This is a genomic window from Pseudomonas maioricensis (genome assembly GCF_022790535.1).
GTDB classification, from domain to species: Bacteria; Pseudomonadota; Gammaproteobacteria; order Pseudomonadales; family Pseudomonadaceae; genus Aquipseudomonas; species Aquipseudomonas maioricensis.
This window is the reverse complement of sequence record NZ_LOHG01000007.1, coordinates 16,543-40,617: the sequence shown is the minus strand read 5'-3', so window position 1 is coordinate 40,617 and position 24,075 is coordinate 16,543. Positions and strand designations below refer to the sequence as shown.

Annotated in this window: 22 protein-coding genes; all 22 read right to left on the bottom strand. The window is 53.5% G+C overall.

All coding sequences use genetic code 11. The features are described 5' to 3' along the window. Positions 1-1,104 (bottom strand): O-antigen ligase family protein, encoded by a 1,104-nt coding sequence (locus AUC61_RS12730; protein ID WP_243246567.1) that lies wholly within the window; start codon positions 1,102-1,104, stop codon positions 1-3. Beyond that, a complete protein-coding gene (locus AUC61_RS12725; protein ID WP_243246566.1) occupies positions 1,101-2,333 on the bottom strand; it encodes a lipopolysaccharide biosynthesis protein in 1,233 nt (410 codons plus the stop codon). The genes AUC61_RS12730 and AUC61_RS12725 overlap by 4 nt, the downstream gene beginning before the upstream one ends. An 88-nt stretch (positions 2,334-2,421) precedes the next feature. Next, a complete protein-coding gene (locus tag AUC61_RS12720; RefSeq protein WP_243246565.1) occupies positions 2,422-3,111 on the bottom strand; it encodes an acylneuraminate cytidylyltransferase family protein in 690 nt (229 codons plus the stop codon). Continuing rightward, the gene (gene hisH / locus AUC61_RS12715; protein ID WP_243246564.1) at positions 3,108-3,758 is read right to left on the bottom strand and encodes an imidazole glycerol phosphate synthase subunit HisH; all 651 of its coding nucleotides are present in this window, start codon (positions 3,756-3,758) and stop codon (positions 3,108-3,110) included. Before hisH ends, AUC61_RS12720 begins: the two co-directional genes overlap by 4 nt. Next, entirely contained in the window at positions 3,751-4,512 is a 762-nt protein-coding gene (gene hisF / locus AUC61_RS12710) for an imidazole glycerol phosphate synthase subunit HisF (protein ID WP_243246563.1), read from the bottom strand. Before hisF ends, hisH begins: the two co-directional genes overlap by 8 nt. Beyond that, positions 4,509-5,822 carry an N-acetyl sugar amidotransferase gene (locus AUC61_RS12705; protein ID WP_243246562.1) on the bottom strand — a complete coding sequence of 438 codons (1,314 nt, stop codon included), beginning with the start codon at positions 5,820-5,822 and terminating at the stop codon, positions 4,509-4,511. The genes hisF and AUC61_RS12705 overlap by 4 nt, the downstream gene beginning before the upstream one ends. A 25-nt stretch (positions 5,823-5,847) precedes the next feature. Then, positions 5,848-6,903, bottom strand: coding sequence for a nucleotidyltransferase family protein (locus AUC61_RS12700; RefSeq protein WP_243246561.1), 1,056 nt, complete (start codon positions 6,901-6,903; stop codon positions 5,848-5,850). Continuing rightward, positions 6,900-7,592, bottom strand: coding sequence for an acetyltransferase (locus tag AUC61_RS12695; protein WP_243246560.1), 693 nt, complete (start codon positions 7,590-7,592; stop codon positions 6,900-6,902). Before AUC61_RS12695 ends, AUC61_RS12700 begins: the two co-directional genes overlap by 4 nt. After that, on the bottom strand, positions 7,589-8,674 hold the full coding sequence (gene neuB / locus AUC61_RS12690) for an N-acetylneuraminate synthase (RefSeq protein ID WP_243246559.1): 1,086 nt from the start codon (positions 8,672-8,674) through the stop codon (positions 7,589-7,591). Before neuB ends, AUC61_RS12695 begins: the two co-directional genes overlap by 4 nt. A gap of 3 nt (positions 8,675-8,677) precedes the next feature. Beyond that, a complete protein-coding gene (gene neuC, locus AUC61_RS12685; protein WP_243246558.1) occupies positions 8,678-9,832 on the bottom strand; it encodes a UDP-N-acetylglucosamine 2-epimerase in 1,155 nt (384 codons plus the stop codon). Then, positions 9,832-10,980 (bottom strand): LegC family aminotransferase, encoded by a 1,149-nt coding sequence (locus tag AUC61_RS12680; RefSeq protein ID WP_243246557.1) that lies wholly within the window; start codon positions 10,978-10,980, stop codon positions 9,832-9,834. The genes neuC and AUC61_RS12680 overlap by 1 nt, the downstream gene beginning before the upstream one ends. 8 nt (positions 10,981-10,988) lie before the next feature. After that, positions 10,989-11,966, bottom strand: coding sequence for an NAD-dependent 4,6-dehydratase LegB (locus AUC61_RS12675; RefSeq protein WP_243246556.1), 978 nt, complete (start codon positions 11,964-11,966; stop codon positions 10,989-10,991). Positions 11,967-12,223: 257 nt separating this feature from the next. Continuing rightward, a complete protein-coding gene (locus AUC61_RS12670) occupies positions 12,224-13,294 on the bottom strand; it encodes an LPS O-antigen chain length determinant protein WzzB (protein WP_243246555.1) in 1,071 nt (356 codons plus the stop codon). 178 nt (positions 13,295-13,472) lie between these two features. Then, positions 13,473-14,921: an MBL fold metallo-hydrolase RNA specificity domain-containing protein gene (locus tag AUC61_RS12665; RefSeq protein WP_243246822.1), complete on the bottom strand. Its 1,449-nt coding sequence runs from the start codon at positions 14,919-14,921 to the stop codon at positions 13,473-13,475. A 140-nt stretch (positions 14,922-15,061) separates the two neighbouring features. After that, a complete protein-coding gene (locus AUC61_RS12660; protein ID WP_243246554.1) occupies positions 15,062-15,304 on the bottom strand; it encodes a lipopolysaccharide assembly protein LapA domain-containing protein in 243 nt (80 codons plus the stop codon). Between the two features lie 23 nt (positions 15,305-15,327). Then, positions 15,328-15,624 (bottom strand): integration host factor subunit beta, encoded by a 297-nt coding sequence (ihfB, locus tag AUC61_RS12655; protein WP_122704315.1) that lies wholly within the window; start codon positions 15,622-15,624, stop codon positions 15,328-15,330. 229 nt (positions 15,625-15,853) lie between these two features. Continuing rightward, complete coding sequence (gene rpsA, locus AUC61_RS12650) at positions 15,854-17,545, bottom strand: 30S ribosomal protein S1 (protein WP_122665829.1); 1,692 nt, start codon at positions 17,543-17,545, stop codon at positions 15,854-15,856. 121 nt (positions 17,546-17,666) lie between these two features. Next, positions 17,667-18,356: a (d)CMP kinase gene (cmk, locus tag AUC61_RS12645; protein ID WP_122665830.1), complete on the bottom strand. Its 690-nt coding sequence runs from the start codon at positions 18,354-18,356 to the stop codon at positions 17,667-17,669. Then, positions 18,353-20,560, bottom strand: a complete 2,208-nt coding sequence (locus AUC61_RS12640; protein WP_243246821.1) for a bifunctional prephenate dehydrogenase/3-phosphoshikimate 1-carboxyvinyltransferase — start codon at positions 20,558-20,560, stop codon at positions 18,353-18,355. Before AUC61_RS12640 ends, cmk begins: the two co-directional genes overlap by 4 nt. 28 nt (positions 20,561-20,588) lie before the next feature. Then, a complete protein-coding gene (gene hisC / locus AUC61_RS12635) occupies positions 20,589-21,701 on the bottom strand; it encodes a histidinol-phosphate transaminase (protein ID WP_243246553.1) in 1,113 nt (370 codons plus the stop codon). Between the two features lie 158 nt (positions 21,702-21,859). After that, positions 21,860-22,954, bottom strand: a complete 1,095-nt coding sequence (gene pheA / locus AUC61_RS12630) for a prephenate dehydratase (RefSeq protein ID WP_027902853.1) — start codon at positions 22,952-22,954, stop codon at positions 21,860-21,862. After that, a complete protein-coding gene (gene serC / locus AUC61_RS12625) occupies positions 22,954-24,039 on the bottom strand; it encodes a 3-phosphoserine/phosphohydroxythreonine transaminase (protein WP_243246552.1) in 1,086 nt (361 codons plus the stop codon). The genes pheA and serC overlap by 1 nt, the downstream gene beginning before the upstream one ends. Positions 24,040-24,075 lie beyond the last annotated feature (36 nt).

The following is a 24,075-nucleotide window of genomic DNA, read 5'->3' as shown; positions in this document are numbered from 1 at the left end:
TTACAAATCCTTCCGCCGAACAAGAGTCGCCAAGATCGCTGAGTAAATCATTACGAAATGGGGGTGCTTCAGGAAGTTCTGGAACATTGAGGGGACCAAAAAATACATAATAATCGCCCCCATCATCCAAACGTGTTCAGGGCGTGCGCGGCGAATGTTCGGAAACACCAGCGCCAGAAAAATTATCAGCCCCAAAAAACCCTGCCGGACGAGAATGTCCAGATAGGTGTTGTGGAACGAAGCGGCGCCGTGATTACCAACGCGCTCATCCAGCAATACCGCTCCACTCCCGAGGTAAGGCGAAACCTCAAAGAGACGCCAGGCTGAGGAGTAAACCTCCGCGCGATCAGAAAACAAGAAGAGTCGTACGAAAAACTCCGCCCCCATATCCGCAGTCGGCAATAGCACTACTGCGCTGATAATCAAAAATACCAACCCTGCCAAAAACGAAATAATACGCGCCCGCCATCCCATCTTGAAGAGAATGAAAATCAGCGCAAATCCCAGCGCAAACAGTGGCGTTCGAGAAGTGGTCATAAAAGCGGCTATCAGGCAAACGGCCGCCAGGACAAAACGACGCTCGACGAAAATGCCCAACAGAAAACCCAACCCAAGCATAAATGCCAAATAATTCGGCCAATCAGGGAAATAATTGGCACCCCAGAGACGATAATCGGCCACAGAGAACATTATCAATCCGACCTGGTAAGGGCGTTCAATAAAAAACACCAGCATCACGAGCGTTGCAACCACACAGATGCCCGCAAAAAGCCCTTTGAAAAATCGTTGTAAATCAGGAACCAAAGAACCGAAGACAAAAAAACCATAAAACAGGATTGAACCTGCAATCTGCCGTTCGCCGATGTAATACCCTGAAAGGCCGAGGTAACTGGATAACGCAGCGCTCAACATAGCGAGGGTGATAAGCAACTGTATTCGCAACGGTATGGGTTGTCGCCCGTAAAACAGCATCGAGCCAAAAACTGCGAACGCTATCCAATAATACGGTACGCCTGGATACGCAAAAGGAAAAGCAAGACAGAATCCGGCCAACCATGAATGACGTTCAGAGAGAGTTCTTGTCGAAGAAAAAAGCAGCCTCATGCGTTATACCTACGACGAGTAAATACAGACGTTGCAGCAAATAACAACGCAAAAGAAAAGCAGGAAGTCCATGCTGCCGATATAGCCCCATACAGAGGGACCAGGTACCAATTCAGAACACCACTGAGCAACGCGACAGCACCGATCATCCACGCCAAAGCACGGGTCTGGCCATAATACAGACAATAACTGCTGGCTATTCTGTACATTCCATTGAAAAACATGGCAGCAAACAGCCAGGGTGCAAAACCCAACGCCTGCCAGTAAGACTCCTGATCCATAACGATTACAACGCCCTTAAAAGCTAGAAAACTTACCAAACACAGTACGGATAGAGATGCTGAATAAATAAAAACCAGACGGCCAACCTCCATTGTTCGAGCGTCTTTATCACCGAGGACCTTATAAAGCCAAGGCGTGAAGGCCTGAACAAATCCACCAGAAGCAATATTTACCAGCTGTGAGACCTGAAAGGCCAGCGCGTAATAACCTGCGATGGCGACACCGAGTACACCGGTGATAATAAATCTATCCAGCATCGCCATTCCCCAACCGGCTATCTGGTAAGGGACCAGGGGGAGCCCATAGGCTAATGCTTTCTTCAGGTAAGCGCGGCTTAATGAGAGCGTTAAATAGCCCTTAACGCGCAACCCATACACAGACATGAGGCCACCGACAATAAACACCAGTGCTTGGCCGTAAACGGCACTTTCCCATCTACCCCCCCACATATTTAAAAGCGCGACGGGGATAACAAGCTGAAGACCACAATAAAAAAGCATGTAGAAAAGATAAGGTCGTGGAGCACCCTCAGACTGCCACACCACTAAAATAACTTGTTGAAGCGCCTGCCCTAGCGCGCCCAAAAGTGCTACAGGCAATACGTACAGAGCAGCCAGCCAATAAGAAGAAACGACGGCCCCCACCAAGACCGCAACGACGCAGCAAACCACACCGCTCATCAACAACATCCAGACAATACTCGACAGGTATAAAGGCCGCTGTTCTGGTTCTGCAGAAAAAAAATCCCTCTGAAAAGCCGCAACCAACCCTAATCCCAGAACCTGACTGGAAAGCGCTACAACGGCCATAAACAATGTCTGAGTTCCCAGCGCTTCTCCGGGGAGGACATAGGCACAATAAAAAAGCAGGAGCAGCTGCGCACCTGATGCAAACCCATTAGAGGCAGTATAAATAACCGCTGCGCCGCCTATTTGTTTTAGACTCATTATCAATACTCAGCACACATTGATTGAACACTGCACTAGCACAACCGGTTAATGGCTGAAACTTAACGGCAACTGTTTGCGTAATTATCTATGGACGCATGCACGCCAGATAATTCAAAGCCAACTGCCAATCATCAGCAGTGTCGATATCAAGCGCCTCCGCCCCACTGCGGGTAACAAGTGGCTGCGTACCCGGAATCAAGAATCGTTTGTGACGGCGAAGATCCTGCGGACTAATCAAATAAAGAGATCCCGTCAACGTATAGGCTGGCGTGAGGTCTTGGGACCTCTGGGCTACATCGTCCCATCCCAGAAAAGGGTCGAGTGAAGATTCGATAATTTTGAACGTCCACGCAGGATGAACTGCCGCTGCGCATACGCTTACCACAGGCGCCCGACTGGAAACGAACAGTTGCACAGCAGAACTCATCGACTCAGAGGTCCGAAACGGCGAGGTAGGTTGAAGTAGCATGACGCCATCAACCTCCCCATGAATAGCCTCGTAGTGCTTGAGGACATCCATCACCACGTCATAGCTGGTAGCGGTATCCGTTGCTAACTCAGCACTCCGCAAATAGGGGACAGACCCGCCGAACTGTTCAGCAACACTCGCGATGTTGCTGTCATCCGTCGTGACGACTACATCAATGAACTCACCACTACTAAGAGCGGCCTCGAGTGTCCAGGCGATTAAGGGCTTTCCACCTAACAGCTTTATATTCTTGCCAGGTAAGCGCTTGGAACCGCCACGCGCCGGTACAACTGCAAGGATATTCATCTGAGGTTTACAAATGTTTGGAGCATTGAAAGACCCACTTTGCCGCTTTTTTCGGGGTGGAACTGAGCCCCCCAAACATTGCCATTCTCAATCACGGCAGCGACCGGCGCTCCTCCATACATGCAATCAGCTACCCGATGCTCGTCAGAATCAGGGACCGCCATAAACGAGTGAACAAAGTAAACAGCATTGTTCTCTCGCTGAGTTCCATGTAGCAGCGTGTCATTCCAACCGTCACGCCCCGACGCAGGCTGCAGATCGCGCCAACCTATGTTCGGTACTTTCACGGACTCTCCGCTCACACCCTTGCGAGGAATGGGCAGCACGCTACCAGGAATCAAACCCAGTCCTTCAACAAAACCAAATTCGGTACTGCTGTCGAGTAACAACTGCATACCTAGACAAATACCCAACAGCGGATTCCCCGTGCGAGAAAAATCTCTCAGACCGTCGGCTAAACCATGCTCCGACAATATCGCCATCGCGTTAGCGTAAGCGCCGACACCAGGGAGCAACACCTTACCCGCACAGGCGAGCTGCTCAGGCGTAGTGACGAGCTCAACCTGGGCGCCGCAATGCTCTAATGCCCGCCGTACGCTAAGAAGATTACCGACACCATAATCAACCAGGCTGATTACATTACTCATAGTCACGCACTCTTACTCCACCCGCTAATACCTGTCGGCGAATATCTGCCAGTGATTCGCGGTTGTAATGCAGGATGTCCGCCATGGCAGCAGCATCGGCGCCAGACGCAACCGCCGCAACAATATCATCGGCCTTCCCCATTCCCCCGCTGGCAATTACCGGGATATCGACCACGCTGCTCACCGCCCGAACCAGAGGCAGATCAAAGCCTTTGCGGGTTCCCTCTTGGTCGACAGAGGTCAACAGAATCTCTCCAGCACCCAGCGCCATACCCTTGGCCGCCCACTCGACAACATCAAGTCCGGTACTTTCCCGACCATTGTCAGTAAACACTTCCCAGCGATCAGGGCCCATCCGTTTCGCTTCAATGGAAAGAACCATGCACTGGCTTCCAAAGCGCCTTGCGATTTCGGTAATGAGTGCGGGCTGATTCACCGCCGCAGTGTTAACTGCAACCTTGTCAGCACCGCATCGCAACAAATGGGTAACATCATCGACAGAGCGAACGCCTCCCCCCACCGTCATGGGAATGAAAACATTCTCTGCCGTTTGCTGAATCAAATGGCCAAGGCTGTTACGCCCGTAGAGGCTGGCCACACAGTCCATGTAGATAAGCTCGTCAATACCCTGCTCGTAGTACTTCGCAGCGAAGTCATTAGGGGGGCCGATGATCCTCAGCCCCTCCAGATGAATCCCCTTTATCAGGTTGGCGCCTTTGACATCAAGGCGCGCAATGAGGCGGGTATTACTCATGCACCAAACCCTTGCTGATCCCAAGGCGTATGACGCAACTTCCATTCACCGTCCACTACATGCCAGAGGTGTGGAGAGCGGAAGCGATCGCAGATCGCCAAAAACTCTTCACGGTCCATGCTGATGTAGTCCAGGAATTCTTTCTCATAACGAGCCGGGTATTCACCCTCGTAGCGACGCATGAGCGCGCACGCTTCTTCCTTGTCAATGTGATGGTTTCGGATTTCCTGTGCGGAATCCATCATGGTCCGACCGACACCAAATTTGATCCAGCGGGTGAAGTAGAAGAAGCCATCTACTTTGTCGTCGAGGCTGTTGTACTTTGAGTATGTCCCTTCCGTCCGGACTGGATTAGCCTCGAACCCGGTGTTCTCAACGGCATAATAGTAAGCTTCCTGCGGCACCCACTTTTTGTAGTACCCCAAGTATTTGAAATCAATCCCTTTGCGCTCCAGAACATCAGGGGGCATTGGCAAATAACTTTTCAAATCCACCAGTGGAACACCTTCATCCAGGTATTTCCCGATCTGCTGGCCGCCTAGATAAATGTCCCTTACATCTGTATCGCCAATATAATCCAACGAGAAACCTTCAGCTTCTGCTGACTCGCTGGCAGCAGCATAGCTAGACGTCTTGTGGGAGATTTTTTCGCCATACTCACCCGGCATTTCCCCGTAGAAAATCAGCGGAATATTGAGCTGAGCGGCCATTTTTGCAACGAACGTCTTTTGCCCGAGAATAAAAGGCTGAAAAGGGTGAAGAAGATTAATAGTCGCGTTACGCGTCAGCAGGCGGTGAATTTTACCGTTGGGTGTATAGAGGAAGTTATCGAAACCGCCGACATGCAGCCAGTTCTGAAAATTCTTCCAGCCGATATCGGTATACAAATGCGGAGACCAGGTAACGGTAAGCGGGTTCATACCGTACTTATATTTCAACAGGTGCGATTGCATGGCACTGTCTTTGCCGCCACTGCCACCTACAATGCAGTCGTACGAGCCGTCAGACTTCCGGTACTGGTTGCATAGCTCCTGCAACTCGCGCTCGCGCTCGTCCCAGTCGATTTCACCGGTTTCCTTGAGCTTGTTGAAACGACACGCATGACACACGCCTTCTTCGTCAAAGCTCAACGTTGTTTTGGTCGAGCTATGGCTATGCGCGTACTCGTTGCTCGACATCGGCTGCTGATTAGACATGTTGCAGATTTTGCAAAATTTCACGTCACGCGGAAGTCCGTAGAAGACTTCCAATTCACCCACAGGCTTGGAGAATCTGGACAGATCAGTGGACGAACTAGGGGTAATTTTCAAATCATTCTCCAATCATAAAACGTGTTCAAACCAGGTACTGGCTTCGGGCTTTCTGAAGATCATCAGGCCTGCCGACATCCAGCCAGGGCTCATGCATCGGATAGGCAATGGTGCTCTGCCCCATGCGCTGTATTCTCTCGAACAGCGTTGGCATATCACATTGCTCACCCGCGATCAGTTCATCAAGCACAGTCGGAGCCAGAACGTATATACCAGCATTGACATGAGTACGATGCACGGGCTTTTCATCAAAGCCGATGATGTTGATACCTTCAGTGCGCACTACACCGAAAGGGTTCTGCCATTCATGCAAACGAACCGCCATTGTGGCTTTTGCACCATGACGAGTATGAAAATCAAGCATCTCACCGTAACGAATGTCGCTGAGTACATCACCATTTGTGACGACAAAGGGCTCGTCCGGGCGAGGATTCAAGAGACTGATCGCACCGGCAGTCCCAAGTGGAGACTCTTCATGGAGGTAGCGAATTTCTACCTCCCACTGTTCCCCATTCCCGAAATACTCTTCGATAATGTGGCCAAGATAATGTACGGAGACGATAAAACGACGGAATCCTTCACTTTTAGCCCGCTCGATGATTCGCTCCAGCATTGGCTTGCCGCCGACCGGTAGCATCGGTTTGGGACAATCTTCGGTCAAAGGCAAGAGACGCTTTCCCAACCCGCCAGCCATGATCACCATGGTGTTTGGTCGATTCGCAGGCTCAATTACCTCATCCCACAAATGCAATCCGACGACGCGACGTTCCGCATCGACTATCGGCAATTGGTGAATTTTGTTGGCGTGCATCAAATGCAGGACCATCTCACGGCCGATTTCCGGCGGCACAACCAACGGTGCCTTGAACATGATGTCCTGAACGGCACTTTCGAGCTTCAGCCCTTTTAGCAACGCACGCCGCACATCACCATCAGTGACACTTCCCTGCAGACGCCCTTCAGCACAGACAACCAGCACGATTTGTAATCCGGACTCGTCAAGATTGCTGATGGCCTGTTGAATAGTGGCCCCGGCTGGCAGCAGCACACTGCGCCACAACTGATTATCAACTGGCTTCATGATTTCTTCGGCTGAACATTATGTCTCGATTCCTTGATTCGTACGGGCGCCCCCAGAATGACCTGTCCATCTGGAATATCTCTGACGACAGTGACGCCAGCGCCCACTACAGCTAGCTCCCCAATTGCGATGCCTTGAATTACGGTAGCACCGGCAGCGATGAAACTTCCATCACCAACAGATACGCTGCCGCAAAGCACAGAGGAAGGGGCAATGTGCGCATGACGACCGATTATACAGTCATGGTCGATTACAGCCCCGGTATTTATGATCGAGTTACTGCCTATACGAGCATCGGCCTGAATAATCGCCCCAGCCATGACCTGCACGCCATCATCCAGATACGCCGTATGATCGACCCAGGCCGCAGGATGGATCACCGAGGGAAGAGTGAATCCCCGCGCGATCAACGCTTCATACAGTTTCTGCCTACGAGTCCCGTGTACCAGTTGCCCAAGACCATTGACGAGCAGTACCTCAGAAGGATTCACACTCTGCAAGGCCTCATCACCGCCTAAAATCGGGATCCCCCTCCACACTCCCCCTTTATCAGCGCCTAATGCAGGGTCACACACACCAGCAACTTCAGCCCGTAAAGAGTGAAGCAATGAAAGTAATACCTTTGCGTGCCCGCCAGCACCCATAATGATCACCGGCAGAGGTGCCTCGTGATTGCGCGACAAGATCATTCGATAATCTCGCCAGGCTCATAAGCTCTGCTTGCAGGACAGCCAATTTTTTCCCATAACAAAACGGCTGGCAGACCTGCACCGCAACGCGCAGTGGTGAGGTCATCACGGACAAAGGTTTGTCCCGCCGGAATTGCGCGCGCGGCCACTACTTGTTGTTTCGCCGCCAGACGCGTATCCCATTCAGTGGGATGTGGCGCCTTTCTCCCATCCCCCAGAATTTTTTCCAGGGCGCGGATACGACTAACCATTTCCCTGAGCTCGGCGGGTTCAAGAGATGCCTTGTGATCTGGTCCCGGCAGGGATCTATCCGTCGTAAAATGCTTCTCTATCACTTTTGCACCACGCGCTACGGCAGCTACGGGTACCAGCAACCCCTCCGTATGATCGGAATAGCCAACCGCAAGCCCAAAGGCATGCTTGAGGGTATCCATCGCACGCAGGTTAACTTCCTCCAATGGTGTTGGGTACTGCGAAGTGCAATGAAGCAACGTTACAGAATCCACCAGGAGCTTCTGGGCGTCTGGTTGACTCCAGTACTTCCAGACCTCCTCCATACTTGCAGGCTCTCGCTCATGCCCCTTGGCATGGGCAATTATCGCCAGACCTTGTTCGACCTCACTCAATGTAGCCATGCCAGTGGACAAGACCAGTGGTAACCCTGTACGAGCGAACTTCCAAAGCAGCGGGCCATTAGTCAACTCCCCAGAAGGGACTTTAAATAAAGGAATTTTCAAAGTGGCCAGAAAATCGAGACTATCACCATCAAATGCAGTGCTCAGAAAGTCGATCCCACGCTTATTGGCATGAATTAAAAGATCACGATGCCACTCTCGAGGAAGCTCAAGCTTTTTGAGCATCTCGAGCTGACTCTCGGACTGATCAGTTGTCCGCTTTTGATAACCGGCTTTCGGCGCTTTGACCGACGCCAGCTTACGGGCGTCAAAAGTCTGAAACTTGACCGCATCCGCTCCCGCGTCGGCAGCGATATCCACAAGCTCGAATGCTCGTTCTCTATCGCCGTTATGATTAACGCCTGCCTCGGCGATAATGTAGACCGCATCTTTATTCTGTGTATTCATTTGTCAGCTCAAGTCATGGAAGGTCTTTTGTACCCCAAGATCGCAAGTGCTGAGCACCTCGACAATGCTACGCGCGGCATCACCCTCTCCATAAGGATTTACTGCGGAGTTGCATAAGGCTGAGAAGTCAGCGCTTAGGGCTGTATCGAGCGCCTGAGTAACGCCCTCCACGGTTGCAGCGCAATGGAGGACAGAGTCAGCGCACAAGCGACCTGCCTGGCGGACACCCACATTTACCGTAGGTACGTGAAAGGACGGCACCTCTATGATGCCACTGGACGAGTTGCCGACCACCGCACCTGCTAGCTTTACAACGCTCAAATAACGACGAAACCCAAGGGAAGGAATGGCCAGAACCTGATCTGGCCGTGCGGCCGCGTAGGCCTCCAACACAGGAATGATTGCTCGACCGCCGTTGTCAGCATTGGGGTAAGTGATAATTATCTGGTAATCCGTGAATTGGTCCAAAGCACTCAGAATATTCATGAAGCTCCCCACAGGGTCTTCATTGGCCAGAGTAACCGGATGGTATGTGACCAGCAGAAAAGGTGGACGAAGGTCAAAACCAAGACTTTCGCCAAGTTCCTCCAGCGACATCAATGGAGTGCGCTTGAGGTGATCCAGTCCCACCGCACCGACATTGAATACACGTTCAGGAGCCTCACCCATCTGTATCACTCTGGCCTTATAGGGCTGAGCGGCAACGAAATGCAGGTAAGCCATTTTTGTCAACGCATGCCTGATGCCGTCATCGTAAGCTCCCTCAGTTAGCTCGCCACCATGTAAATGAGCGATAGGGATACGCATGACCAAAGCGGCCTGGGCAATGCTCAACGCTTCGAACCTGTCTCCCAATACAACCAGCACATCGGGCCGCAAACGATCAAGGGCGTCAGCAAAACCAATGGCACCAAGCCCCATTGACTTCACCACCCCGACGGCAGTATCCGACGACAGCAGCATTTCGACCTTGGCATCGATAGTGAATCCATCACTCTCGACCAGACGCCAGGTTTCACCAAACTCCGGCGACAGGTGCATGCCACCTACAATAGTCTGCAGTTCAAGAGCTGGATCCTGCCTGACTTCCGACATAAGCCAGTAAAGTAGACCATATTCAGCTCGGGTTCCTGTGAAAACTGCAACTCTGCGCGCCATTATGCTTCCCGCTCAGAAACACTACTGGGAAGATTAACGACGCGAGACTCGAGCCACTGCGCATTACTAAGATCGCCTTGCAAACAATGCTCGTAAGCCTTCAATCGATTCATTAGCGTCCAGATCGGACGCGTCATGACACCCTTTTCATTGGTAAATTTCAACAGCTCGTCCCGCTGCGATGGATCCTCGCAGACAACAGCATTGAGCCAATAGTTTGAACGACATCCGTCGGGCTCAATGACAAATTGCAACGCACTGCCAGCAAGCTCTTCCGCGTAGGCATGCGCCAATGAACGCTTGGCCGCGACAAAGCCCTCCAGCTGTTCTAACTGAGCACAGCCAAGTGCGGCGTTCAGATTCGGCAGGCGGTAGTTGTATCCAATTTCGTCATGTACATACTCATAGGGGTGGGGCTGCTTCGCGGTGGTAGTCAGGTGCTTGGCTTTGCTACCTAACACCTCATCGGCAAGTATCATGCCCCCGCCACCTGTAGTGATGATCTTGTTTCCGTTGAAACTGAGGGTCCCGACAAGCCCAAACGTACCGGTGTGGCGACCGCTGTAAAGGCTCCCAAGAGATTCTGCAGCGTCCTCAACAAGCGCAAGCCCCCACTTTGCGCAAACTGAAACCAGGCCATTCAGATCCGCCGGGTGTCCAAAGGTATGCATTGGTAAACATGCGCGGATCGGCTGGCCATTCTTGCGCAATCTGCAACCACCATCGGAATCAAGGAAAGCTTCAGACTCCAGCCAAGTCTCCAATGCGAGAGGCGAAAGGCCCAACGTGTGTCGGTCCACATCCACAAAAACTGGCTCAGCGCCACAATAGGCAATAGCGTTGCACGTCGCGACAAATGTCAGCGACTGGGTAATAACAAGATCGCCACGCTCAACCCCAGCCAAAAGCAACGCCACATGTAGCGCCGCCGTACCGTTGACAGTCGCCACGGCTCGAGGGCTACCGGTATAGAGCTGCATATCGTGCTCGAATCGATCTACGAATGCGCCGACACTCGAAACGAAGGTCGATTTAATGGTTTCCGCAACGTACTCCTGTTCATTCCCCGCGAACACCGGAGCATGAAGAGGGATAAATTCATTGCTGGAATACTGCTCGCGAATGAATGAGACAAGGGACTGGTACATCGAGCACCTCAGACGTTGTAAATATCGGCTTTATATTTGGCGAGATTCTCAGGGCGGGTGAACCAGTTAATGGTCTCCTGCAACCCTCGCTCGATGTCGTAGGCCGGCGTGAAACCAGTCAAAGCATGAATCTTGGCGTTATCGCACCACAGCCGGAAGACCTCTGATTTGCCAGGCCGCATGCGCTGGTCATCGGTCAGAAACTCGACATCACTGCCCATCAACTTCCGGATCAAATCGAGGGTATCGCCCACTGAGATTTCAAAATTGGAGCCAATGTTGACTGTCTCGCCAATGGCCTGATCGCAGCGCGCGAGTTCCAGAAAACCTCGGCATGTGTCTGCCACATAATTGAAATCACGGGTCGGCGTGACGTCGCCGAGCTTGATCTGTTTTTGCCCACTGGCAATCTGGCTGATGATGGTCGGGATGACCGCGCGGGCAGACTGCCGAGGACCGTAGGTATTGAATGGACGCGCGATAGTCAAGGGGAGGTCAAAGGCGTTAAAAAAACTCATCGCCATGGCATCTGCGCCTATTTTTGACGCGCTGTAGGGTGACTGCGCCTGCAGCGGATGCTTTTCGTCAATCGGCACATATTGCGCAGTACCATAAACTTCACTGGTCGACGTATGAATAACCCGCTTAACGCCGTTTTCAAGGGCTGCCTGGCAGATATTCAGCGTACCCTTCACGTTAGTGTCCACGTAGCTATCAGGGGCCACGTAAGAATAGGGAATAGCGATTAGCGCGGCCAAATGAAAAACGATATCAACATCTTTAGTGATGTGCTTGCAGTAATGGGGATCCCTCACATCACCGTTGAGGACTTCGATTCGTGAACAATCCACATCCTCAAGCCATCCCCAATAGTTGAACGAGTTGTACTGAGAAAGCGCCTTGACCTTATAGCCTTCACGCACGAGCAACTCGGTCAAATGCGAGCCAATGAAGCCATCAGCACCCGTAACTAAAACGGTAGTCATCTTCCAACCCCTAACGTGCCCACCCCAGCGAACTGAGTCGTGGTAAAACAAAATAAAAAGAACCGCAGCTCAAGACTGGAGGTCAAGCTTAGCCACGCGATGATATTTCCGAGATTGTGCCACTTCTTGGCGCGGATGCCACGCTCTCTGAACCTCATGGACCGGGAAAAGCGATCACCCTACTCAAAAAGCTGCTCGCTGGGACGATGAAAGCCTAGGGTTGATGGGGGCCGCTCATTAAACGAAAGAGCCTAAATCTACCTCTGATCGGCAAAACTCTCCTCCCTCTTCGAAGCTCGAACGTCCAAGAAATCAAGAATGACAGCGATAAGGATTCCTACGATCAGACCGATGACTCCACCCAGAAGAATAATAAGCGCAGCCCTCGGCTTAACAGGCTCGTGGGGCAACTCAATATTTCCGTCCTGGCGATAAACGGAAATCCCGGCAGGATCAATTTTCAGCTGACGATAAAATTTCGACAGTGATTGCTTATGACGTAAATCCCCAATGAAAGGGTCATCCGAAGGGCGCTCCTGCAGATTTTGAATCTCTGCCTCCAACGCTCTCGTTCCCCGCATATATGCCAGAACACCATCAGCCTCCGAGGGGCGCCCATTTGCAGTTGGTCCAAAGAAACGCACTGGCCTCTCCATACCGATTGATCGCGCAATAGCCAACGCCTCCGTCAGACGAGCAATGCGGTCCTCTCGCTGGTTTCGAGCGCTTTCCTGACCGCTCGAAACCTGCTGATCCAGGTTATTTGCTTTCAGCTCCGCATCACTTTGAACACTCTTGATTATCTCTCGGCTTGCACGCTGCGCAACGAGCGCCACAAACTCTGAAACCCACCGAGCAGCCTTTTCTGGATCTGAATGCTCCAGGGTCACGACGTAGACTTGCGGAGAATCCTTGGATGGCATTGCCACTGTGAGGGTTTTATTGAAGCTTTTGAACATCTCGCTCGTGAACCCTTTACTTTGATCATCGCCCAATGCAGGCACAACAACGGCCCTGAAGTAATCGTATCGTGCCGACTCAGATTGCAGAGTTTGCACAAAAACAGCGTATACATCCTCTATTCCCAGCATCCTCAAACCACTTGACTCGCCACGACCGTAGTTCAGAGAGGAGATATCATTTTGCGAAGGCGGATGAATAAAGAGCTTAGCTTCGTAAATCGGTTGTTTTAAAAATACATAAGCCATCGAAACGATGATCGCTAGAAAAGCTATACCCGCTACAAGAGTCTTTCTTGCAAAAAGACTTACCATCAAATCGAAAAATCCCACATCCTCCTCACCGGAGTACTTATCTTCACTTCTCATAATTCGCAATCTTCCTAATCGCCACCTGACCGCAAATGCGGGCGAAATTCAAATTCGACAATCGCGACCCTTGAGCTTTTTCCGCGACTTGCACAAACCATCTTCAGCTCTACACCGAGCACTTAGACTTACTTACCAATCCGATACACAGCGCAACGAGCATGCATAGATTTAGCCGTTATGCTGGCACTACCACCTCCAACTCAACCCCACGCTCGCGACCGTGAAACTCCAACTTTGCCGCAAGGCTGCGCTTCGCCCTGTCTTCGCCATGGACCAACACCACACGTCCAGGCAACTCACTCATACCCATTACAAAATCCACCAGTCCCGCTTGGTCCGCATGGGCCGAATATCCGCCCACCGTCGCGATCTTTGCCTTGATTTCGTACATCTCGCCATCCAGATCAATCTTCACAAAGCCTTCAGCCCCCTCACTCGCCTGAATAACCGCTCCGGGGGTGCCTTTGGCCTGGTAGCCGGTAAAGACTATTTCGTGCCGGGGATCTCCCAACATGGCTTTGAGGTAGTTAACGATGCGTCCGCCGGAACACATGCCGTTACTCGCAATGACGATTGCAGGCCGACCGGTACTCTTCAGATAGTTCACTACCTGCTGGTGCTGTTGGTGGCTTTCGATACTGATGAGTTGCTTGAACTTCAATGGGTTGCGATGCCCGGCCAGCCTTTGCTGCGCAGAGTCATTCCAGTACTGGTTCATGTCGCGATACGCCTGCGTGAACCTGTTTGCCAAGGGCGAATCGAGAATCACGGGGAGCTGAGGCCAATCGATTGGTGAAAACGCCTCCTGCGCCCCATCCTCATCTGTCTCGCCGAGCAGCAACGATTTGCGATGCAGAATGTCCTCGATCTCGAACAGAAGCTCTTGAGTACGGCCGATGCTGAACGCGGGGATCAGGACTGTTCCCTGATCAGCCAGCGCCCGATCTATCACTTGCTCCAGACGCTGCTGCCGCGTTGACCGGTCCGCATGCAGCCTGTCGCCGTAAGTGCTTTCCAGCACGAGAATATCGGCTCGCTCCGGCGAACAAGGCTCACGTAACAACGGATTTGGAGACGCACCGACATCTCCTGAAAAAACCACCCTTTGATCTCGACTTTGCAGAGGATATGAGACGTCGCACTCTACATAGGCCGACCCAAGGAGATGCCCGGCACGCTGCAACCGGACCCGACAGGTAAGCTCATCATCAAGAATCAGGCTGTGCCATTGCCCGAACGGGATCGGCACAATCACGTTGCGAATATGGCGAAGATATTGATCGATTACGTTCGGCTCACGACCTCCCTCGACTTTCAACGCATCCTCGAGCACCAAAGGAAGCAATAACGCGGAAGGCTCGCTGCACAGGATTGGCCCCCGGTAACCTGCTGCGATGAGATCAGGGATACGCCCGACATGATCCAGATGAACATGAGTGACTAGTAACGCGGTAATTCCCGCAGTGGGAAAGTCTATACGCGACGAGTCGGCAGATCTTGCATCAAGCCCCAAATGCAGCCCGCAATCGACTAGAAGACTTTGCGCAGGATCAAGATGAAGCTGATGGCAGGAGCCCGTGACGCCTTGAACAGCGCCATGATGGGAAATGAAGGGATATGAGATGCGCACCTGCTCGCTCCATGGTGTTTTTGAGGGGCGTCATTACCCCATAAAAAACCACGGATGAATCTAGGATGCTTCGACCAGCGCTGTACGAAATATCCGAAAATATCGAGTAGCGGCGACAGTCAGGAAAAATTAATTCAGATGCTCGATCTGCGCAGACGACGCCTGGATCTCAGTGCAACATAAGCCCCCAAAACGGGCCCAATACCCAACCCAAGGAGCAAAGCCACCAGTACCGGGATCGCCAATGGCACCGCAGGAGCCGACCAACCGAACAACACCAGAACAACCGATTGCCGGTTCTCCAGCACAAAAAACACTACGACTGCAGCGACCGCTAACAGCAACAACGCAAACAGCATACGCTTCAGGTTGAGCATTTATACCTTCCCCCTACGCACAATCAATCATCGTGCTCTTCATCTTCGTTTACACGATCCCTAAGTTCTTTCCCTGGCTTGAAATGAGGAACGAACTTGCCGTCGAGACTCACCGACTGGCCAGTTTTCGGATTACGCCCCACACGCGGCGCACGATAGTGGAGTGAGAAGCTACCGAAGCCCCGTATTTCAATCCGGTCGCCTGTCGCCAGGCATTGGGACATCTGCTCAAGCATAGTCTTGATAGCCAGCTCGACATCCTTCGATGAGAGCAGCCCTTGATGGGTGACAATTCGTTCGATCAACTCCGACTTCGTCATATTTTTCCCTTCTTTTTCAAGCAGCTAGATAAGCGCTCCGAAGGTTTTAGCATGACCGGATAAAATTTAATAGCCTGCGTATTGACTTATGTGCTGCTCTTCCAATGGAGGGATATCCACTCATAAGCGCCAACCCCCGAAATACAAGTCATGCAGACTACCCAAGGTCAAATTGCGCCCACAAAAAAGGGCGACCGAAGTCGCCCTTTTTCTAATGGTCAGTCAGAACTTAGTTCTGCTTTTCCATTTGTGCACGCAACAGGTCACCAAGAGTGGTAGGACCAGTGTTTTCAGCGGCTTCTGGCTTGCTACGCAGGCTTTGGATCGCTTCTTTCTCGTCTTCAACGTCTTTCGACTTGATGGACAAGCTGATCACGCGGCTCTTGCGGTCAACGCTGATGATCTTGGCTTCGATCTCTTCGCCTTCTTTCAGAACGTTACGCGCGTCTTCAACGCGGTCACGGCTGATTTCGGAGGCTTTCAGGGAAGCTTCGATGTCGTCGGCCAGAGTGATGATGGCGCCTTTGGCGTCAACTTCTTTAACGATACCGCGAACGATTGCGCCTTTGTCATTGACAGTGACGTACTCGGAGAACGGATCGCTTTCCAGCTGCTTGATGCCCAGCGAGATACGCTCACGCTCTGGATCAACAGACAGGATCACGGTGTCGAGCTCGTCGCCCTTCTTGAAGCGACGTACGGCTTCTTCGCCCACTTCGTTCCAAGAGATGTCGGACAGGTGAACCAGACCGTCGATGCCGCCATCCAGACCAATGAAGATACCGAAATCGGTGATCGACTTGATGGTGCCGGAGATTTTATCGCCCTTGTTGAACTGGCCAGAGAAATCTTCCCATGGGTTAGATTTGCACTGCTTGATGCCGAGGGAGATACGACGACGCTCTTCGTCGATGTCCAGAACCATAACTTCCACTTCGTCGCCGACTTGTACGACTTTCGAAGGGTGGATGTTTTTGTTGGTCCAGTCCATTTCGGAAACGTGTACCAGACCTTCCACGCCTTCTTCCAGCTCTGCGAAGCAGCCGTAGTCGGTCAGGTTGGTAACACGCGCAGTTACGCGAGTGCTTTCTGGGTAACGAGCCTTGATAGCAACCCATGGGTCTTCGCCCAGTTGCTTCAGACCCAGGGAAACACGATTGCGCTCGCGATCGTACTTCAGCACTTTTACATCAATCTCATCGCCAACATTGACGATTTCCGATGGATGCTTGATGCGCTTCCAGGCCATGTCGGTGATGTGCAGCAGGCCATCGACGCCACCCAGATCGACGAATGCGCCGTAATCGGTGAGGTTCTTGACGATACCTTTGACTTGTTGACCTTCCTGCAGGGACTCGAGCAGAGCTTCGCGCTCGGCACTGTTCTCGGCTTCCAGCACGCTGCGACGCGAAACAACAACGTTGTTGCGCTTCTGATCCAGCTTGATGACCTTGAACTCGAGCTCTTTGCCTTCCAGGTGAGTCGTGTCGCGCACAGGGCGAACGTCGACCAAAGAACCAGGCAGGAACGCACGGATGCCGTTAACGTCGACAGTGAAGCCGCCTTTAACCTTACCGTTGATAACGCCCTTGACCACTTCTTCAGCTGCGAAAGCCGCTTCCAGAACAATCCAGCACTCGGCACGCTTGGCTTTTTCGCGGGACAGCTTGGTTTCGCCAAAGCCGTCTTCTACCGCGTCCAGAGCAACGTGAACTTCGTCGCCGATCTTGATGGTCAGATCGCCAGCGTCGTTGTGGAACTGTTCCAGCGGGATCAGGCCTTCAGATTTCAGACCGGCGTGAACCGTCACCCAGCCTGCCTGGTAATCGATATCAACGATGATAGCGGTGATGATCGAACCGGCCTGAAGGTTGAGGGTCTTTAGGCTTTCTTCAAAAAGTTCTGCAAAGCTTTCGCTCATTTTAATTCCTGTTGATCAAGGGCGAAGGATACGCCCATCTGCCACGCTCCAGACAACGTGGGTTTCGTTCAAGTAAAAGAAAGCCTGCGGGACTATTTCTGGTCTCCCACACGCTTCTTTGTCACCCGGTGATATCGCGAAGCGCGATTTCACTCAGAATGCGTTCAAGCACCTGCTCGATGGATAATTCGGTTGAATCCAGCTGAATAGCGTCTTGCGCTGGCTTGAGCGGAGCTACCGCTCGCTGGGTGTCTCGCTCGTCGCGGGCACTTATCTCATCTAGCAGACTCGACAGACTAACATCATCCCCCTTGGCCTTCAACTGCAAGTAACGTCGACGGGCACGTTCTTCGGCGCTGGCGGTGAGGAATATCTTCAGCGGAGCATCCGGAAAAACCACGGTTCCCATGTCGCGACCGTCTGCGACAAGGCCCGGCTCTTCCTGAAAAGCACGCTGACGCTGCAGCAATGCATCACGCACCGCAGGCAATGAAGCAACCTGCGAGGCGCCACTGCCAATCTGCTCGTTACGAATCGAGTGAGTGACATCCTCACCCTCGAGAATGATCCGCTGCTCCTGACCTTCAGTGCCGGTTTCGAACTGCACATCCAGATGTGCAGCCAACAGCTTCAAGGCTTCTTCATTGGTCAGGTCCACGCCGTGGTTGCGGGCAGCAAACGCCAGCAAACGATACAGCGCGCCTGAATCGAGCAGACACCAGCCAAGTCGCTTTGCCAGCAACCCTGCAACTGTGCCCTTCCCCGAACCGCTAGGTCCATCAATGGTAATAACCGGTGCTTGAGTTTTCACAACTGCCCCTCTTGCGCTACACGCATGCCGACTTGAGCGCTAAGCGCGAGAAAATTTGGGAACGACGTAGCGACGTTCGCACAATCATGGATCTGAATCGGCGCGCTGGCACGCAACGCCGCAACACTGAATGCCATCGCAATACGGTGATCGCCATGAGCGTGCACGACACCACCAACAATCTGACCACCCTCAATAATAATACCGTCCGGCGTGGGCTCGACACTGACGCCGAGCGCCAGCAGACCGTCGGCCATGGCCTGAATACGATCTGACTCCTTGACTCTCAGCTCCTGCGCGCCACGCAGCACTGTGCGCCCCTGGGCACAGGCAGCCGCCACAAAGAGCACCGGAAACTCATCAATCGCCAACGGCACCAACGCCTCGGGAATCTCGATACCCTTGAGCGGCGCAGACCGCACACGCACATCAGCCACCGGTTCGCCCCCCGCCTCACGCTGATTTTCCAGCGTAATGTCCGCGCCCATCAGACGCAGAATCTCGATAACACCGGTACGTGTCGGGTTGATACCGACATGCTCAAGCAGAAGGTCGGAACCCTCGGCAATGGAAGCTGCCACCATAAAGAACGCGGCGGAGGAAATATCGGCAGGCACTTCAATACGCGCACCCGTCAATCCGGAGCCTGAAGACAACGAGACTTTCGGCCCGTCAACGTCCACCGGATGACCGAAGCCACGCAGCATACGCTCAGTATGATCACGCGTCGGGGCTGGCTCGGTCACTGTAGTTATACCGTGGGCATAAAGCCCCGCCAACAGCAGTGAAGATTTGACCTGAGCGCTGGCGATCGGCATGTTATAGGTCAGGCCATTGAGCGTTTCCCCCCCCTTGATCTTCAAAGGCGGACGCCCTTCTGCGGCGGTTTCAATCACTGCGCCCATAGCCCGCAACGGCTCAACAACTCGCCCCATCGGACGCCGTGACAGCGAAGCGTCACCGGTCAGGGTACTGTCGAAACTTTGCGCAGCCAGTAAACCCGCCAGCAGACGCATCGACGTACCGGAGTTGCCTAAATAAATCGGCCCAGGTGCAGATTTGAGACCCTGCAGGCCAACGCCGTGAATCGTCAGACGGCCATGGTGCGGACCCTCAATAACCACGCCCATGTCGCGGAATGCTTGCAGTGTCGCCAGTGCATCCTCGCCCTCAAGAAAACCGTCAACTTCCGTGACCCCTTCAGCCAGCGAGCCCAGCATGATCGAACGATGAGAGATGGACTTGTCGCCCGGCACGCGCACCCGGCCTGACACGCTACCGCCAGGACTGGCCAGAAACACCATATCCTCCGCCGCTGCTGGCTCTACGTAAGCTCGCCGCGCAAGAATCTTGCCGAAATGCTCGCGCGCCACCCTTGCACGGGTAAACACCCCGAGCAACTGACGACCATCGCCCGCGACCATGGCCTCACGCAGCGAATACAGGTCAGCTTGAAAGGTATCGAGTGTGCGCAGAACCGCCTCGCGGTTGGCCAGAAAGATGTCATGCCACATCACCGGATCGCTACCCGCAATGCGCGTGAAGTCGCGAAAACCGCCTGCTGCATAGCGGAAGATGTCGAGATTTTCGTTACGCTTGGCCAACGAATCCACCAGCCCGAACGCCAACAGATGAGGCAGATGACTGGTTGCCGCCAGCACCTCATCGTGACGTTCGACCTCCATGTGTTCCACGTCAGCACCCAGTTCGGACCAGAGTCGATCGACCACCGCCAGAGCCTCAGGATCAGTCTCGGGTAATGGCGTGAGTATTACTTTGTGTCGTTTGAACAACTGCGCATTGGAAGCTTCGACGCCGCTCTGTTCGGACCCGGCAATTGGATGCCCAGGAACGAACCTCGGGGGCATTGCGCCGAACGCCAGACGCGCAGCTCGAACCACATTGCCTTTGGCACTGCCAACATCGGTCAGCACTGCGTCGCCCAGGTCAAAGGTCGCCAGCAACGCCAGGACTTTTTCCATCGCGAGAATCGGAACAGCGAGCTGAATCACATCAGCATCACGGCACGCCACAGCCAGATCCGCTTCACAGCGATCCACAACACCCAGCTCGACGGCCAGCTTGCGTGACTGGGGATCGAGATCAACGCCGACTACCTCGCCACACACGCCACTTTCACGAATGCCTTTGGCGAAAGACCCGCCAATCAGGCCAAGCCCCACGACCACCAAGCGCCGAATAATAGGCTGGATTGGTTTCACTGAGATGACATCAATCACGCGCCAGAACCTTGGCCAACGCCTCAAGGAAACGAGTGTTTTCTTCTAACAAACCGATACTCACACGCAAATGATTGGGCATACCGTAGCCAGCGACCGGGCGAACAATCACCCCTTCGCGCAGCAGCCCCTGATAAACCGGAGCGCTTTCACGTCCAAGATCGATGGCAATGAAATTGCCTTTGGATGGAATCCAGCTCAACCCAAGTAAACGCAAGCCACCCTCAATCTGCTCCATGCCGACTTCGTTCAACTGGCGACTCTTGGTCACGTACTCAACGTCGTCCAGAGCAGCGCATGCCGCAGCCAGCGCAAAGCTGTTGACGTTGAAGGGTTGTCGAACCCGATTAAGCACGTCCGCGACTGCCGGGGACGACAGGGCGTAGCCGACCCGCAACGAGGCCAGCCCGTAGGCTTTGGAGAACGTGCGCGAGACCAGCAGATTCGGATAATCAGCCAGGTAATCGAGGCCATCGGGCAAGTCGGCACCGTGGGCATACTCGATGTACGCCTCGTCCAGCACCACCAGCACATGCTCCGGCACGGCAGCAAGGAACTCACTCAACGCCTGCGGGCCAAACCAGGTCCCGGTCGGGTTGTTCGGATTAGCGATGAACACCACGCGGGTATCGTTATCGATAGCTGCCAGCATTGCGGGTAAATCATGCCCCCAATCCTTGGCGGGCGTGACACGAGCCGTTGCGCCGATGGCCTGGGTGACAATCGGATACACCGCGAAAGCGAATTCACTGAACACCGCGTTCAGCCCGGGCGCAAGGTATGCACGGGCGACCAACTCAAGAATGTCATTGGAGCCGTTACCCAATGTCACTTGCTCGATTTGCACACCACAACGCGCGGCAAGGCGTTTTTTCAGCTCAAACCCATTGCCATCCGGGTAACGCGTCAGTTCTGCCAGCTCGTCACGAATTGCAGCCAGCGCCTTAGGGCTAGGACCCAATGGATTTTCGTTACTGGCCAGCTTGATGATCTTTGCCGGATCGATGCCCAACTCGCGTGCCAGTTCGCTCACAGGCTTGCCTGGAACATAAGGCGAAAGTTTTTGCACGCCCGGCTGAGCCAGTGCGAGGAAGTCGCCAGTCATGTGTCGCTAACCTCTTATCAACAAATGCAATCTACTGAATTGGAACAATTATCCGTAGGAGCTCACGAGCACCGCGAGGCAGCGATGGCGTCCTGTCTGATACACCGCTATCGCTGCCTCGCGTTGCTTGTGAGCTCCTACAGGTATCGGCTCAATCCTCAGAGAACCGCTTTCGGATACGAACCCAACACCTTGAGCGCCACCGCTTCCTGACTGATCCGCTCCAGCACCGCTTTGACCAATGGATCTCGGTGGTGCCCCACAAAGTCGATGAAGAACACGTAAGTCCACTTGCCACTTCGCGAAGGCCGAGTCTCGATGCGCGTCAGATCCAGGCCGTTCTCATGGAAAGGCACCAGCAGCTCGTGTAGCGCACCCGGCTTGTTGCTCATCGAGACAATGATCGAAGTTTTGTCATCACCCGTCGGCGGGACTTCCTGACTGCCTATGATCAGGAACCGGGTGGAGTTGTCCGGACGGTCTTCGATTTTTTCAGCGATGCGCGTCAAACCGTACAGGTTTGCACTCATGTCACCGGCAATCGCTGCGGAATTCCATTCGCCTTTGACCCGTTTGGCAGCTTCGGCGTTGCTGGCAACCGCGATCCGCTCGACATTCGGGTAATGAGCATCCAGCCATTTGCGGCACTGGGCCAGCGATTGGGCATGGGAATAGATACGGCTGATGCTTTCAGTCTTGGTGTTTTCGCCGATCAGCAGATGATGGTGGATGCGCAGCTCGACTTCGCCACAGATCACCATGTCATGCTCAAGGAAGCTGTCCAGCGTGTGGTTGACCGCACCTTCGGTGGAGTTTTCCACCGGCACCACACCAAAGTTCACCGCACCGGCAGCCACTTCACGGAACACTTCATCAATCGCAGCCATCGGCAGACTGATGACTGCGTTGCCGAAATGCTTGATGGCTGCCGCCTGGGTGAAAGTACCTTCAGGTCCGAGGTAAGCAACCTTCAACGGTTGCTCCAACGCCAGGCATGAAGACATGATTTCGCGAAACAGACGCGCCATTTCTTCATTGCTTAACGGCCCGCGATTGCGCTCCATAACACGTTTGAGCACCTGGGCTTCACGCTCAGGACGATAAAACACCGGCACTTCGCCTTCAGCCAGGTTGGCCATTTTTACCCGCGCCACTTCCTGGGCGCAGCGTGCGCGCTCACTGATCAGCTCCAGGACCTTTTCGTCCAGGCTGTCGATGCGGACGCGCAGCGCCTTGAGTTCTTGCTCGGACATTAGCCGTGTTCCTTCTCGAACTCTGTCATGTAAGCCACCAGCGCATTGATCGCGTTGATGTCCACAGCATTATAAATAGAGGCACGCATGCCACCGACCGAACGGTGACCTTTGAGATTGAGCAGCCCGCGCGCATCAGCGCCAGCCAGGAATGGCTTATCCAGACGATCATCAGCCAGACGGAACGGCACGTTCATCCACGACCGGTCAGACTTGTTGATCGGGTTGCTGTACAGGCCACTGGCATCAATGAAGTCGTAAAGCGTGCGCTTTTTGACTTCGTTGAGCTTGCCGATGGCCTCAACGCCACCCTGCTCTTTCAGCCATTCGAAGACCAGACCGGACAGGTACCAGGCCAGGGTCGGCGGCGTGTTGTACATCGAGCCGTTATCGGCTGCGACCTTGTAATTAAGCATGGTCGGGCACAGCGAACGAGCGCGACCCAGCAGGTCTTCGCGAATGATCACGACGACGATACCGCTCGGGCCAATGTTTTTCTGGGCACCCGCGTAGATCATGCCGAAACGCGAGACGTCTACCGGACGGGACAGAATGTCCGAAGACATGTCAGCTACCAGCGGCACATCACCGGTTTCTGGAATCCAGTCGAATTCCAGGCCACCGATGGTTTCGTTCGGGGCGTAATGAACGTAGGCAGCATCCTTGGACAGCTTCCACTCGTTCTGACCCGGGATAGCGAAGTAATCGTAGGGCTTGGCGCTGGCAGCCACATTCACGTGACCATAACGCGAAGCTTCTTCGATAGCCTTCTGCGACCAGATACCGGTATCGATATAGTCGGCAGAGCCGTTTTCCGGCAGCAAATTCAGGGGGATCTGAGCAAATTGCTGGCTCGCGCCACCCTGCAGAAACAGAACTTTGTAGTTCGAGGGAATCGTCAGCAGGTCACGCAGATCCTGCTCAGCCTTGTTGGCGATGGAGGTGAATTCATCACTGCGATGGCTCATCTCCATGACGGACAGGCCTTTGCCATGCCAGTCCAGTAGTTCCGCCTGGGCACGCAGCAGAACAGCTTCAGGAAGCGCAGCAGGACCTGCGCAGAAGTTAAAGGCTCGCTTGCTCATATCCACTCTCACTACGCTCTGATTTTCTCAGGCTTG

Excerpts from the sequence above, each read along its gene's own strand:
- AUC61_RS12730 (WP_243246567.1), bottom strand. The coding sequence starts at position 1,104 with ATGAGGCTGCTTTTTTCTTCGACAAGAACTCTCTCTGAACGTCATTCA.
- AUC61_RS12725 (WP_243246566.1), bottom strand. The coding sequence starts at position 2,333 with ATGAGTCTAAAACAAATAGGCGGCGCAGCGGTTATTTATACTGCCTCT.
- AUC61_RS12720 (WP_243246565.1), bottom strand. The coding sequence starts at position 3,111 with ATGAATATCCTTGCAGTTGTACCGGCGCGTGGCGGTTCCAAGCGCTTA.
- hisH (WP_243246564.1), bottom strand. The coding sequence starts at position 3,758 with ATGAGTAATGTAATCAGCCTGGTTGATTATGGTGTCGGTAATCTTCTT.
- hisF (WP_243246563.1), bottom strand. The coding sequence starts at position 4,512 with ATGAGTAATACCCGCCTCATTGCGCGCCTTGATGTCAAAGGCGCCAAC.
- AUC61_RS12700 (WP_243246561.1), bottom strand. The coding sequence starts at position 6,903 with ATGAAGCCAGTTGATAATCAGTTGTGGCGCAGTGTGCTGCTGCCAGCC.
- AUC61_RS12695 (WP_243246560.1), bottom strand. The coding sequence starts at position 7,592 with ATGATCTTGTCGCGCAATCACGAGGCACCTCTGCCGGTGATCATTATG.
- neuB (WP_243246559.1), bottom strand. The coding sequence starts at position 8,674 with ATGAATACACAGAATAAAGATGCGGTCTACATTATCGCCGAGGCAGGC.
- neuC (WP_243246558.1), bottom strand. The coding sequence starts at position 9,832 with ATGGCGCGCAGAGTTGCAGTTTTCACAGGAACCCGAGCTGAATATGGT.
- AUC61_RS12680 (WP_243246557.1), bottom strand. The coding sequence starts at position 10,980 with ATGTACCAGTCCCTTGTCTCATTCATTCGCGAGCAGTATTCCAGCAAT.
- AUC61_RS12675 (WP_243246556.1), bottom strand. The coding sequence starts at position 11,966 with ATGACTACCGTTTTAGTTACGGGTGCTGATGGCTTCATTGGCTCGCAT.
- AUC61_RS12670 (WP_243246555.1), bottom strand. The coding sequence starts at position 13,294 with ATGAGAAGTGAAGATAAGTACTCCGGTGAGGAGGATGTGGGATTTTTC.
- AUC61_RS12660 (WP_243246554.1), bottom strand. The coding sequence starts at position 15,304 with ATGCTCAACCTGAAGCGTATGCTGTTTGCGTTGTTGCTGTTAGCGGTC.
- ihfB (WP_122704315.1), bottom strand. The coding sequence starts at position 15,624 with ATGACGAAGTCGGAGTTGATCGAACGAATTGTCACCCATCAAGGGCTG.
- rpsA (WP_122665829.1), bottom strand. The coding sequence starts at position 17,545 with ATGAGCGAAAGCTTTGCAGAACTTTTTGAAGAAAGCCTAAAGACCCTC.
- hisC (WP_243246553.1), bottom strand. The coding sequence starts at position 21,701 with ATGACTGGCGACTTCCTCGCACTGGCTCAGCCGGGCGTGCAAAAACTT.
- pheA (WP_027902853.1), bottom strand. The coding sequence starts at position 22,954 with ATGTCCGAGCAAGAACTCAAGGCGCTGCGCGTCCGCATCGACAGCCTG.
- serC (WP_243246552.1), bottom strand. The coding sequence starts at position 24,039 with ATGAGCAAGCGAGCCTTTAACTTCTGCGCAGGTCCTGCTGCGCTTCCT.